General features: G+C 64.6%; 10 protein-coding genes and 2 pseudogenes. 4 read left to right on the top strand and 8 right to left on the bottom strand.

Features of this window, described 5'->3' with window-relative positions:
- Positions 1-28: 28 nt before the first annotated feature.
- Positions 29-1480, bottom strand: a complete 1452-nt coding sequence (locus ACIQC5_RS00370; RefSeq protein WP_400277613.1) for an aldehyde dehydrogenase (NADP(+)) — start codon at positions 1478-1480, stop codon at positions 29-31.
- Here ACIQC5_RS00370 and ACIQC5_RS00365 point away from each other — a divergent pair.
- Positions 1480-1533, top strand: a pseudogene (locus ACIQC5_RS00365) (hypothetical protein); the annotation flags it as partial. The gene ACIQC5_RS00370 and the pseudogene ACIQC5_RS00365 sit on opposite strands and share 1 nt — an antisense overlap.
- Positions 1534-1592: 59 nt before the next feature.
- Here the strand turns inward: ACIQC5_RS00365 and ACIQC5_RS00360 are convergent.
- The 4 genes and pseudogenes from ACIQC5_RS00360 to ACIQC5_RS00345 all read right to left on the bottom strand — a co-directional run.
- A pseudogene (locus tag ACIQC5_RS00360) lies at positions 1593-2654 on the bottom strand (mandelate racemase/muconate lactonizing enzyme family protein); the annotation flags it as partial.
- Entirely contained in the window at positions 2654-3559 is a 906-nt protein-coding gene (locus ACIQC5_RS00355; protein WP_400277611.1) for a 5-dehydro-4-deoxyglucarate dehydratase, read from the bottom strand. The gene ACIQC5_RS00355 and the pseudogene ACIQC5_RS00360, both read right to left, overlap by 1 nt.
- Positions 3556-4551: an NAD-dependent epimerase/dehydratase family protein gene (locus tag ACIQC5_RS00350; protein ID WP_400277609.1), complete on the bottom strand. Its 996-nt coding sequence runs from the start codon at positions 4549-4551 to the stop codon at positions 3556-3558. The genes ACIQC5_RS00355 and ACIQC5_RS00350 overlap by 4 nt, the downstream gene beginning before the upstream one ends.
- A 28-nt stretch (positions 4552-4579) precedes the next feature.
- Positions 4580-6001 (bottom strand): Gfo/Idh/MocA family protein, encoded by a 1422-nt coding sequence (locus ACIQC5_RS00345; protein ID WP_400277608.1) that lies wholly within the window; start codon positions 5999-6001, stop codon positions 4580-4582.
- Between the two features lie 180 nt (positions 6002-6181).
- Between ACIQC5_RS00345 and ACIQC5_RS00340 the strand changes: the two genes are divergently transcribed.
- A complete protein-coding gene (locus ACIQC5_RS00340; RefSeq protein ID WP_400277607.1) occupies positions 6182-7210 on the top strand; it encodes a LacI family DNA-binding transcriptional regulator in 1029 nt (342 codons plus the stop codon).
- Positions 7211-7280: 70 nt separating this feature from the next.
- On the opposite strand, the gene ACIQC5_RS00335 is transcribed toward ACIQC5_RS00340, so the two are convergent.
- Positions 7281-7979, bottom strand: coding sequence for a FadR/GntR family transcriptional regulator (locus ACIQC5_RS00335; RefSeq protein WP_400277606.1), 699 nt, complete (start codon positions 7977-7979; stop codon positions 7281-7283).
- Between the two features lie 76 nt (positions 7980-8055).
- Between ACIQC5_RS00335 and ACIQC5_RS00330 the strand changes: the two genes are divergently transcribed.
- On the top strand, positions 8056-9402 hold the full coding sequence (locus ACIQC5_RS00330) for an alpha-hydroxy-acid oxidizing protein (protein ID WP_400277604.1): 1347 nt from the start codon (positions 8056-8058) through the stop codon (positions 9400-9402).
- A gap of 80 nt (positions 9403-9482) precedes the next feature.
- On the opposite strand, the gene gdhA is transcribed toward ACIQC5_RS00330, so the two are convergent.
- Both gdhA and ACIQC5_RS00320 read right to left on the bottom strand, forming a co-directional pair.
- A complete protein-coding gene (gene gdhA / locus ACIQC5_RS00325) occupies positions 9483-10820 on the bottom strand; it encodes an NADP-specific glutamate dehydrogenase (RefSeq protein ID WP_400277602.1) in 1338 nt (445 codons plus the stop codon).
- Between the two features lie 225 nt (positions 10821-11045).
- On the bottom strand, positions 11046-11588 hold the full coding sequence (locus ACIQC5_RS00320) for an ArsR/SmtB family transcription factor (protein WP_400277601.1): 543 nt from the start codon (positions 11586-11588) through the stop codon (positions 11046-11048).
- A gap of 156 nt (positions 11589-11744) precedes the next feature.
- On the opposite strand from ACIQC5_RS00320, the gene ACIQC5_RS00315 reads away from it, so the two are divergent.
- The gene (locus ACIQC5_RS00315; protein ID WP_400277600.1) at positions 11745-12218 is read left to right on the top strand and encodes a hypothetical protein; all 474 of its coding nucleotides are present in this window, start codon (positions 11745-11747) and stop codon (positions 12216-12218) included.
- The last annotated feature ends 13 nt before the right edge of the window (positions 12219-12231 follow it).

The following is a 12231-nucleotide window of genomic DNA, read 5'->3' as shown; positions in this document are numbered from 1 at the left end:
CCGCCCCTTTCGTCCCTTGTCTGGGGCGTTAGCCGAGCTTCAGCACGCCATCCACGCGACGCGGGATGCCCAGCGGATTCGCCTCGCGCAATGCAGGGTGCAGGATGCTTTCGGGTGCATCCTGGTAAGCGACCGGACGCTGGAAGCGGCGTACCGCCGTCGCGCCTACGGAGGTGAACAACGACGTCGTGGCCGGGTACGGACCGCCGTGCTGCTGCGACCAGTTAACGGCAACACCGGTGGGCCAGCCATCGAACAGAACGCGGCCGGCAAGCTCACTGAGCTGTTCCACGAGCGCGGAAACGTCCTCACCAGGCTGCGCGTGCACGGTTCCCGTCAAGCTGCCCGGCACCTTGGCCAGCGCCTGGGACAGTTCTTCCTGGTTGGCATACTCGATCAGCAGCGTGGTGGGGCCAAAGCACTCTTCCAGCAGCTCGTCCGGGCGCTCCAGAACGTTGGCAGCGCTCGTGGCGAACACCACGGGAGCGGCGCCGTCGGACAAGCTGTCCTGCTCAACGGTGCCACTGACGACGGCGACACCCGGCTGGTCTGCGACGCTGCGGAGGCCGTGCGGGTAGGCTTCGGCGATGCGCTCGGTCAGCATGGCTGAGGTCGGCTTGTCCTTGCTGGCCTCGGCAAGCTGCGAAGCGAACTCCGTGCCCGCGGGAATGAACACGAGCCCGGGCTTGGTGCAGAACTGGCCCGCGCCCTGCGTGAACGAACCAGCCAGGCCGGCCGCAAGCTCCGCGCCGCGTTCGGCCAAAGCGTCAGCCGTGATGACCACGGGGTTCAGGCTGCCAAGTTCGCCGTAGAACGGGATTGGCTCCGGGCGTGAATTGGCGAGGTCGAACAGCGCGCGGCCGCCGGGAATCGACCCGGTGAAACCAACGGCCTTGATCGCCGGATCCTGCACCAAGGCTGTGCCGGCTTCGCGGCCGCTGACCAGTGCAAAAAGGCCGTCCGGGGCACCGGCGTTGGCCAAGGCCTCGGTGACAACCTCTGCGGTGCGCTCAGACAAGCGAAGGTGTCCGGAATGCGCCTTGACGATCACCGAGCAGCCGACAGCCAGGGCCGACGCCGTGTCACCGCCGGCCACGGAAAACGCGAACGGGAAGTTCGACGCCGAGAACACCGCCACCGGGCCAATCGGACGCAGGATGCGGCGCAAGTCCGGCTTGGGCGGGGTAGAGGAAGGATCCGCATGGTCAATCACGGCTTCCAAGTACGAGCCCTCGGTGATGACGTTTGCGAACAACCTCAGCTGTCCGCTGGTCCTGGCCACCTCGCCGGTGAGCCTGACGGCGCCAAGGCTTGTCTCGCCGTCGGCGATCGCCACGAGTTCCGCCACATTGGCGTCAAGGGCGTCGGCGACGGCGTTCAGCCATGCCGCGCGTTCGGTGTCGGAAGCTGACGCGGCTACCTTCGCCGCGGCCGTAGCTGCCGCAGTCACGGCGGTCAGGTCAAGAGTTGCTGTACTCAATGCGGTTTCCTTTACTCTCAGGGGCGGATTGCTCAGGGGCGGAGTTCCCGGAGGCGGATTTCTCAGATGCGGATTTCCCGGAGGCGGAGCCTTCAGGGGCGGCCGGCGTCACTGCAAAGTCGAAGCCGAGCCCGGGACGGCCTGTGGTGCTGAGCCGGCTGTTGCGGATCCGTACCGGAGAGCGTGCGGACAGGATGCCGAGTTGCTCGAAAGATGCGTCCTCCACATCCTCCACGCTGACAGCCTCGGCCAAGGTGAGCGCCAATTGACCGGAAAGTTCCGGAAGCAGGTGCGGTGCCACCCTGATGCTGTTGGCGCGGGCCAGCTCAACAATCCTGCGGAACGGCGTAATGCCGCCCACGCGGACAATGTTGGGCTGGATGATGTCCACGGCGCCAGCCTCAATGAAGTCGCGGAAACGGTAGATCGTGTGGACGTTTTCCCCGAGCGCGATCGGAACCGGAGAATGCCTGCGAAGGCGCCGGTAAGCCCAGAGGTCATCGGCCCGGATGGGTTCTTCGAGCCATTCCAGTCCGTATTCGCCCAGCACATCCAAGGCCCGGAACGTATGGGCAAGGTCCCAACGCTGGTTTGCGTCGATCATGAGCAGCCGGTCCGGGCCGATGACGTCCCGAACCGCGGCTACGCGTTCGGCATCTTCCCTCAGCTCAGGCTTGCCCACCTTGATCTTCACGGCCCTGTGTCCGGCCGCAACCCACCTCTGGGCCTGCTCAACAAGCTGATCCAGGGTGTAGTGCAGGTTCACTCCGGACCCATACACTTCCACCGAGTCCTGGCGTTGGCCCAGGAGCCCCGTCACCGAGGTCTGTGCCTGCCGTGCTTTCAGGTCCCAGAGGGCGAGGTCCACGCCGGCCATGGCGATCGTGGTCAGGCCTCCCCCGCCGGCTTCATGCAGCCGCTTCCAGAGCTGGTCCCACACGACCTCCGGGTTGGCCTCGAGACCCAGGATGAACGGGGCGATGTCGTGGTCCAGGAGGGCTTTGACAGCCTGGGGTCCAATGGTGGGTGTCCACGAGAAGCCGTGGCCCGTGCCGCCGTCGTCCGTGGTCAGTTCGGTGACAATCACATGGTTCTCGGGGGCCTCCGCGCCCCAGCTGCGGAGCAGCGGAACCGTGATCAGGCGGGTGGTAAGGCCCGTGATGCGGGCTGCCATCAGCTGCCGGCCAGCTCGTGGCCCTTGGCCAGGATTGCCTTGAGTTCCAGCAACTGCTCCTCGGTGGGGTCAACCAGCGGAGGCCGGACCGGGCCAACAGGCAGTCCGGCAAGCCGGAGGCCGGCCTTGATGAGGGAGACACCGAAGCCGGGCGTCTGGTCGCGGAGCCGGACGAGAGGCGCGTAGAAGCCCTCGAGGAGAGCGTTGCGGCGGTCCTCGTCGCCTGCGACGTAAGCGTCGTAGTACGCCTTCGCGATCTCCGGGGCCATGGCGAACGCGGCGGAGGAGTACAGCGGGATACCCAAGCCGCGGTACGCGCCCTGCGTCAGTTCCGCGGTAAGAAGACCGTTGAACAACGCGAAGTCGGTGCGTCCACAGGCGTTGATGGCGGATACGATTTCCTGTGCCAGTCCGACGTCGCCGATTCCGTCCTTGAAGCCGATCACCTTCGGGTTCGCGGTGAGGCGGGTCATGGCTGCGGCCGTGAACTTGGCCGTGCCGCGGTGGTAGACGATCACGGGCAGGCTGCTGGCAGCGGCGATCGCCTCGACGTAAGCCACAACACCATCGGTGGGACCGGTGACGAGGTACGGCGGGAGCACCAGCAAGGCGTCGGCGCCGGCTTCCTCGGCCACCTTCGCTGCGGCAAGTGCATGGCCAAGCGGTCCGCCCGCGCCGGCAACCACCGGAACGGCTCCGGCGACGGCCTCGACGGCGGCAGTCACCACGGTGCGGATCTCGTCGAGGGACAGTGCGTGGAATTCACCCGTGCCGCAGGCTGGGAAAACGCCACCCGGGCCGTACGGAAGGCGCGAGGTGATGTGTTCCTTCAGAAGGGATACATCCACCGAGCCGTCTTCGGCGAAGGGCGTGACGGGGAAGAACAGTACGCCGTCGAAATTCATGGTGTCTCCTTGGTTGCTCCCGCCGGGACCAGGCCGGCGTGGTTCTCGTCGTTGAGTGTTTGTTGTTCATGTGCTGTATCGGGGCCCTCGAAGGGCGGTGTCAGTTCGGTGCGCCAAGAACGCTTCGGTTCCCAACCGAGTAGCTCACGCGCCTTGTCCACCGAGAAGGCAGGGCTGGTACCGGTCAGGTGTTCCGTTAGCGGGCCGCTGCCCGGCAGGAAGCGCGGGAACAGTTCCGAAAGCGGTGCTGCAGCCAGAGCATCCTTGGCCCCAACGAAAAACACCTGCCCATTGGGGATGGAGTCCATCTTGTCCAGCAGTACGTCCAGGAATTCGGCAACGTCCCGGGCATCGACGTAGTTGAACAGTGCCGGTGCGGACAGTGCCGGGTCCTGCAACCTCTCGCGAACGGTGTGGCCCTGCTGCGTCAGTGCGCCTTCCCACTCTTCCGGAGAGATCACGTAGCACGGCCGGAACGCCGCGTACCGGATCTTCCCGCCTTGGGCTGCGGCGAACATCTGCACGGTCTGCTCAGCGATCAGCTTGGACAGTGCGTAGGCGTTCCACGGCTTGGGCGGCGTCTGCTCATCGAGCGGGAACGACGGCGGCAGCCACCCGGCCGGTGAGCCATAGCCCAGGGCGGTGGGGCTGCTTGCCGTGACAATCTTCGGCACACCGGCGTCCGTGGCGGCACTGATGACCGCATAGGCGAGCCGGGTGTTCGTGCTGAAGATGACTTCCTCGGGTGCGCTGAAAGGTACGGCAATGGCAGCGAGGTGGATGACGGCGTCGGGGGCTGTTTCCCGGATGAGCCGCTCGGCCTCTCCCGGTGCCAGGAGGTCAGCCGTGTACTGGAAGGCACCGGCCGGCAGCTGCTCCGCGGGAATGGCGTCGCGGTCCACCGAAAGTACCTCGTGACCGGCCTCAGCGAGGCCAGCCACCACGCTGCGGCCGAGTCGACCGGAACCGCCGGTGACGAAAATCCTGCTCATGTGGTGTTCCTTATGGTTCGAAGGCCGTTTAGGCCTGGCCGCGGCTGAGGTCAGCGCCCAGTCCGAGCTCGCTGATTCGGACGGGGAGGTCGGTGTCCAGGGACTGGTTGCCGGCAATGCCTACGGAGACGGAACGGAGGCCGTCGATGTAGCCGGAGGGACGGCCCAGCGGGTCAACCCCCGGACCGTTGAAAAGGTCCGAGAGCAGCAGGTTGTCGCCGCCACCGTGGCCGCCTTCGCCATTGATGATCGGGACCTCGTACGCGGCCTCCCAGTGGCGCTGGACCACGAGTCGCTCACCGTTGCGGCGAACGGCATCCTCCTCCTCGATGGGCGTTGCGCTCGGGTCCACCACGGTCTTCTTATCGGTGCTGGACAGCACGGCGGCGCGCTCCACAACCTCGAGTTCGGCCCGGCCTTCGGTGCCGTTGACGGTCACCCGGTAGCCTTCCCACGGGCTGTGGGCGTTGAGGGAATAGCTCAGCGTCGGACCGCCCTGATAGTCCACAACCAGTGCCAGGTTGTCCTCGATGGTGATTCCTTCGGTGAAGACATCCTGGTCGCGACGGTAGCCGTCGAACTTCTCGTTGTCGTAGTAGAGGGCCTTCAGCCGCTCGTCGTCGCGGAGGTCCAAGCGGAACGGATCATGCCCCAGGCCGTCCACCGTGCCACGCTCAGGACGGGGTCCCAAACCGCGGGCTGCAGCATTCTTGTCACCGTAGAAGCGCAGTCCGCCCGAGGCGAAGACACGCTCGGGAACGTCGTTGATCCACCAGTTGACGAGGTCGAAGTGGTGCGAGGCCTTGTGGATGAGCAGGCCGCCGGAGTTCTTCTTCTCACGGTGCCAGCGGCGGAAGTAGTCGGCGCCGTGCACCGTGTCCAGGACCCAGCTGAAGTCAATGGACGTGACCTTGCCGATCACCCCGTTCTGGATGACCTCTTTGAGCGCGGTATTGCGCGGCGAGTAGCGGTAGTTGAACGTGACCACCACGTTCCGGCCCGTTTCCGCCACGGCAGCGGTGATGCGGCGGCAGCCCTCGACGTCGATCGTCAGTGGCTTTTCCACCACGACGTCGGCCCCGGCCTCCAGCGCTTCAACGATGTAGTCCGCGTGCGTGTAGTCAGGCGTGGTGACGATGACACGCTCAATGTTGTTGGCCTGGATGAATTCCGTCAGCTGGCCCGGCTCGAACGACGCAACGGGAGCCGGTGCACCGAGTTCCTGAATGAGGTCCTGATAGAAATCCACCCTGCCCTGATTGACGTCGGACATGGCCACGAGCTCGGCGACGTCCGAGTGCTGTCCATAGATGGCCCGGATGTACATCTCGGACCGGCCGCCGGTTCCAATCAGTGCAATGCGGGTCCGGTTGCGTCCAGTGCCGCCGGCAGTGGCAGCGGATGCTTGCGCTGCGACGGAGTGGGTCTCGGCGGTGTCGACGTTGACCATGGGGGATGCCCCTTTCCAAAGGCAGGAGTGAACCGCTTGACGACGCGGCTTTATCTGGGAAGAATCATGAGAAAGCGTTTTCTCAGAGCGTTATAAGCTTTGTATCAAGACTCTGGCGGTCACGTCAACCATTGCCCCGACGACGGGGCAACACGGAGGCGGCCAATGGGAAGGGGCCACATGGCACGCAGGAACACAAACAGGCGGATCGGCATTGCCGATGTCGCGGAGAAGGCAGGCGTCTCGCACGCCACTGTGTCGCGCGTCATGAACGGTAACTCGGCGGTGGATCCCGGCATTGCCGAGCGCGTCCGTGCGGCGGCAGCCGAATTGAAGTACCAACCCAACCCGGTGGGCCGCAGCCTGGCCCTGGGCAAAACCGACACCATCGGCATTGTGGTCCCGGACCTGGCAAACCCCACGTTCCAGGCCATCCTGCGCGGACTCAGCATTGCCGCAGCGCAAGACGGCTACCGTGTACTCATTGCCGATTCCTCGGAAGTCACCAGCGAGGAAGCCATCCTGGCCGGCGAGGCCCGCCGGCGCTGCGATGGCGTAGTCCTGTGTGCTCCCCGCATGGCCGACGCCGAGCTCGAGGAACTCGCCCCCACCCTTCACCCTTTGGTGCTCATCAACCGCACCACCATCGCCACCAACACCCCCAGCCTCAGCGTGGATTACGGGCAGGGCATCCAGGAATTGGCCCAGCATCTGGTGGGCCTGGGGCACACCCGCCTCGCGTTCCTGTCCGGCCCGGAGCACAGCGCCTCCAACCGGCAACGCCTGGTGGGACTGGATCAGTTCCGCAAGCAGCACCCGGAAATCGAACTGCAGATGCTGTTCGGCGGATCCAACTTTGACTCGGGACACGAATCAACGGAAGCCATCATCGCCTCGGGCGCCACGGGCGTTCTGGCGTTCAACGACCTCGTGGCCATGGGCTTGCTCAGCGGGCTCCACGAACGCGGAGTACGCGTGCCCGAAGACATCTCCGTCACGGGTTTCGACGACATCCCCTTCGCCCGCTACACCACCCCACCACTCACCACGGCAGCCGTACCCATCAACGAACTGGGAAGCCTGGCGTGGCGCCGGATGAAGGAGCAGATTCAGCAAGCCGGCGAAGCGCAGGTACAGGCGCAGGATGAATTCTCACCCCGGATGGAGATCCGCAAGAGCACTGCAGCGCCCGCGCTCAAGCCCGCCTAGAAATGCAACGCGGGGTCACTTACGGCCCATCCGGAAGCCCATCATGGGCCATAAGTGACCCCGCGTTGCTCTAATTTCCGGAGGCCTCCGAGCCCACTCCGGCCTCCTTGTAGAAGCCCTCGATGTGGGCGGCCACAAGGTCCGCTGCCGAACCGCCGTCGTTCGCGTTGACCGCAGCGAGAATCGCCCGGTGCTCAGCACGAAGCCTGCTGGAGGTGGCGTCCCAATCGGGGAGATTCCCCGTCAGCTCCCTCGCATATCCCTCGATCGCACCGCGCAGCGAGGCCATCATGGCGCTGACCACAGAGTTGCCCGCAGCCTCTGCCAGGGCAACGTGGAAGCGTGCGTCGAGCGCCAGGAAGGTGTCGACGTCAGGTCCGGCATCCATCTGGTCAAGGAGGTCGGCAGCCTCTTCCAGGGCCAGCGCGCCCGGCTTCGCACGGTTTGCGGCCCAGGATTCGAGCAGCACACGGGTCTCCACTATGTCGGCAACCGGGAGATGCCGCGTCGCTACGTGCAGCCGCAAGGTCGAGCCCAGCGCTGAACCGGGTTCGGCGATCACCACCGTGCCCGCATCCTTGCCCGAACCAACGCCTGCCCGGACCACACCCATGGCTTCGAGAATCCGCACGGCCTCGCGCACCGACGTGCGGGAAACCGCCAATTGTTCGGCCATGGCACGCTCGCCCGGAAGCCGGCCACCGAGGGCGAGGTCGCCGTCGGACAGCTGTTTCTCAATCCACTGCAGGACAAGTTCGTGGGTACGCATAGGGGAATACTAGTTGATGTGGTCCGACCACATGCTTTACAGTGTGGTTAGACCACACAATTCAAGGGAGAACCGCATGACCGAGACCCTCGACTCCAAGCCCACCGATTCGCCGGCCAAGGCTGCGCCGGCTGAGGCGGGCAACGACGCAGACCCGAAGCTGCCCACCCAGGCCGCCTCCGCCGTCGTGCGTCCGCCGGCGCTGAAGCGGCGCGTACCCAAGGTGGCGGACCTGGCTCCGCTCATGCAGTTCAAGAAACCCGAGTTCAGCAAGGCCGCACGCCTCAAGCGCGCCAGCACCATCTGGGACCTGCGCGACATGGCCAAGCGCCGCACGCCGCAGGCACCGTTCGACTACACCGACGGCGCGGCGGAAGCAGAGATCACGCTTCGCCGGGCGCGCCAGGCTTTCCAGGACATCGAATTCCGTCCCGGCATCCTGCGTGACGTGTCCAAGGTGGACCTCCGCACGGACATTCTCGGACAAGAATCCAAGCTCCCGTTTGGCATTGCCCCCACGGGATTCACGCGCATGATGCAGTCCGAGGGTGAATACGCTGGCTCGCAGGCCGCCGAAGCCGCAGGCATTCCGTACACCCTGTCCACCATGGGCACGGCCTCGATTGAAGACGTCGCCACTGCAGCTCCGAACGGCCGCAACTGGTTCCAGCTGTACCTGTGGACCGATCGCGACCGTTCGCTCGAACTCATCGAGCGCGCGGCCAAGGCCGGCAATGACACCCTCATGGTCACCGTGGACACAGCAGTAGCAGGCGCCCGACTCCGCGACGTGCGCAACGGCATGACCATTCCGCCGGCACTGACCTTGAAGACCGTCCTGGACGCTTCTTACCGCCCGGCCTGGTGGTTCAACTTCCTCACGCACGAGCCCCTGACGTTCGCGTCTCTCTCGCGCTACACGGGCACTGTCGCTGACCTGATCAACTCAATGTTCGACCCCACACTGACGTACGAGGACCTCGACTGGCTGCGCGAAACCTGGAAGGGCAAGCTCGTGGTCAAGGGAATCCAGACGGTTGAGGATGCCCGCAAGGTAGTGGACCACGGAGCTGACGGCATCGTCCTGTCCAACCACGGGGGCCGCCAATTGGACCGCGCGCCCATCCCGTTCCACCTGTTGCCGGACGTTTCAGCAGCGCTGAAGGCGGACAACAGCAAGGCCGCGGTCATGCTGGATACGGGCATCATGAGCGGCGCGGACATCGTGGCCGCGCTGGCGCTGGGGGCCGACTTCGCGCTGATCGGCCGGGCGTACCTGTACGGCCTGATGGCCGGCGGCCGCGATGGTGTGGACCGGACCATCCAGATCCTTGAGAAGGACATGACACGGACCATGGCGCTTCTGGGTGTCAGCAAGGTCTCGGACCTCAACCCGGATCACGTGCGGCTGCTGCAGCACTAGCGCCCGCCCAACTAAGTAGCAGTAGAGGCCGTTTTGAGCGTTCAAAACGGCCTCTACTGCTACTCAGATGGGCACGGGGGCTAGATCAGGCCCTGGGCCAGCATCGCGTCGGCTACCTTGACGAAGCCGCCAATGTTGGCGCCCACCACGTAGTTACCCGGTGCACCGTATTCCTCGGCCGTGGCAGCGCAGCGATCGTGGATGCCCACCATAATTTCGGTGAGGCGCTGCTCGGTGTGCTCAAAGGACCATGAGTCACGGCTGGCGTTCTGCTGCATTTCAAGGGCCGACGTCGCCACGCCTCCAGCATTCGCTGCCTTGCCCGGCCCGAACAGGACACCGGACTCCTGGAAGACGGACACTGCCGAACGCGTGGACGGCATATTCGCGCCTTCCGCCACCGCGATCAGGCCGTTGCTGACGAGCTTGGCGGCAGCATCGCCGTCGAGTTCGTTCTGCGTGGCGCAAGGCAGCGCCACCGTACCATTGACGTCCCACACCGAGCCGCCTGCAACGTGGCTGGAACCGGGCCGACGCGTTGCGTAGTCGGTGAGGCGCCCGCGCTCCACTTCCTTGATCTGGCGCAAGAGTTCGACGTCGATGCCCGCCTCGTCCACGATGTAACCGGCCGAATCGGAACAGGCTACTACCGTGGCGCCCAGCGCCTGGGCTTTGGCGATCGCGTGGATGGCCACATTTCCGGAACCGGACACCACCACTCGCTGGTCCTCAAAGGAAGCGCCGCGGGTCTTCAGCATCTCCTGCGCGAAGATCACCGTGCCATAACCCGTCGCCTCGGGGCGGACCAACGAGCCACCCCAGGAGATGCCCTTGCCGGTCAGGACACCGGACTCGTAGCGGTTGGTGATGCGCTTGTACTGGCCAAACAGGTAGCCGATCTCCCTGCCGCCAACACCAATGTCGCCAGCGGGAACGTCCGTGTATTCGCCGATGTGGCGGTACAGCTCAGTCATAAAGGACTGGCAGAACCGCATGATCTCGGCGTCGGAACGGCCGCGGGGGTCAAAATCGGAGCCGCCCTTCCCGCCGCCGATGGGCATGCCTGTGAGTGCGTTTTTGAAGATCTGCTCGAAGCCGAGGAATTTAACGATGCCCAGGTAGACGGACGGATGGAAGCGCAGACCACCCTTGTACGGGCCGAGCGCAGAGTTGAACTCCACCCGGAATCCGCGGTTCACGTGGACGCGGCCGGCGTCGTCGGTCCACGGGACGCGGAAGATGATCTGGCGCTCAGGTTCGCAGAGCCGCTCAAGGACGGCACCTTCGAGGAACTCGGGGTGACGGTCGTGGACCGGGCCAAGGCTTTCGAAGACCTCAGTCACCGCTTGGTGGAATTCTTTTTCACCCGGGTTCCGCGCCAATACGGTATTCCGGACAGCTTCGAGCCTCGAATCCATGCGTCTTCCTATCCATCAGTGCGCCGACCCGCGGCGAGACGATTCAGTCCCGCTCATGGTTGCACCGATGGACGTAGGATCTCCACCCGAAGGGAATGTGACCCTTCGTCGCCGAGTTAACACAACCGTAGAAAAACCTTGAAAATTCAAGGAAACCAAAGGTAAACAAAACCTCACAATGTGAGGAGTATCACGTTAGCTTGGCGCCCTGCACCCGTTTCGTGGTTACCGCTTCCGCCCGAACTTGGGCAGATTGGGCAGGTTCGGGAGATTGGCCAAAAGGTCCGCGGCCTTGGTTGCGGCACGGCCAACGGTACGGCCGATCTGCTGCGGAACAGTATCGTCCGCACCAGCCTCAACGGGCACAGCAGCCTCGGCTGCGTGGACCTTGACTGCTTGGCCTACGGCTGCCGGACGCGTGGCCACAGCTTCACCTGAAGAAGCATCAGCGACCGGGACGGGCTCACTGGCAGCGGCGGAAGGCACGACGGCGGCGGGAGCCGCTGTTCCGACGTCGAACGTTTCCAGCCAACTGGCGACGCCCGCGAGCGGCTTGGGGTTCAGGGCATAGAAACGCTTCTGGCCCTGCGCGCGCATGCTGACGAGGTCAGCCTCCCGCAGAACCTTCAAATGCTTTGAGATCGTGGGCTGGCTTGCTGCCAGTTCTTCCACCAATTCGCCTACAGCTTTATCCCCAGAGCGGAGGGAAACCAGAATGTCGCGCCTGGTTGCCTCAGCTATGACGGCAAATACGTCGTCAGTCACCATGCCTCCCACCCTAGCGACATATACGCCAATTGGCATCCCTGTTTCTTGCCGCGACGGGTACGGATCGTTGACCCAATCAGGGGCCGGTGCTACAACGGAGTCACGGTCCGTCCGGGCTGCCAGGCCCCGGCCGCCAAAAGCACGGGGTGCATGGCCATGACTGACATTCTCCGGCGGCACATGTTCAACATCATCGCCGCAGTTTTCCTGGCGCTTTTCGTGTTCGTCTGGGTGACAGTGTTGGTGCGCGTGGGGACCTGGATACCCACAGGCGGCGCGGTTGCGCCTGAGCTCAACGGCGCTTTGGTGACTGCGGCGGGCGTCTTGGCCACTTCGCTCAGTTCCCTGACGGCGTCGGCGTTGGGCTTCACGATTTCCGAGGTCAAGCGTGATCAGGCCGAAACCGGCCAGAGCAGTCCCTTGGTCAACCCCGCGGAGGTTGCATCACGGCTTTCCGGCCGGGTGATCTTCGCCATCATGGTCTACATGACCATGGGGATGCTGGTCCTGGTGCTGTGGTTGTTCAAGGGGCAGGCGTCCACGGACCTCATTGGCGCCTTCGCGTTGTCCTTGCTGGGTTGGCTCGTAGGTGCTGCCGGCGTGGTGTTCCAGACCGAAAAGACCAGCTGAAAGGCGGGGGCCT

The organism is Paenarthrobacter sp. NPDC092416 (assembly GCF_044755025.1).
Lineage (GTDB): Bacteria > Actinomycetota > Actinomycetes > Actinomycetales > Micrococcaceae > Arthrobacter.
This window is presented reverse-complemented; position numbering and strand designations above follow the sequence as displayed.

Bases quoted from the DNA above. Each gene is read 5' to 3' on its own strand.
- ACIQC5_RS00355 (WP_400277611.1), bottom strand. From the start codon at position 3,559: ATGAATTTCGACGGCGTACTGTTCTTCCCCGTCACGCCCTTCGCCGAA.
- ACIQC5_RS00350 (WP_400277609.1), bottom strand. From the start codon at position 4,551: ATGAGCAGGATTTTCGTCACCGGCGGTTCCGGTCGACTCGGCCGCAGC.
- ACIQC5_RS00345 (WP_400277608.1), bottom strand. From the start codon at position 6,001: ATGGTCAACGTCGACACCGCCGAGACCCACTCCGTCGCAGCGCAAGCA.
- ACIQC5_RS00340 (WP_400277607.1), top strand. From the start codon at position 6,182: ATGGCACGCAGGAACACAAACAGGCGGATCGGCATTGCCGATGTCGCG.
- ACIQC5_RS00335 (WP_400277606.1), bottom strand. From the start codon at position 7,979: ATGCGTACCCACGAACTTGTCCTGCAGTGGATTGAGAAACAGCTGTCC.
- ACIQC5_RS00330 (WP_400277604.1), top strand. From the start codon at position 8,056: ATGACCGAGACCCTCGACTCCAAGCCCACCGATTCGCCGGCCAAGGCT.
- gdhA (WP_400277602.1), bottom strand. From the start codon at position 10,820: ATGGATTCGAGGCTCGAAGCTGTCCGGAATACCGTATTGGCGCGGAAC.
- ACIQC5_RS00320 (WP_400277601.1), bottom strand. From the start codon at position 11,588: ATGGTGACTGACGACGTATTTGCCGTCATAGCTGAGGCAACCAGGCGC.
- ACIQC5_RS00315 (WP_400277600.1), top strand. From the start codon at position 11,745: ATGACTGACATTCTCCGGCGGCACATGTTCAACATCATCGCCGCAGTT.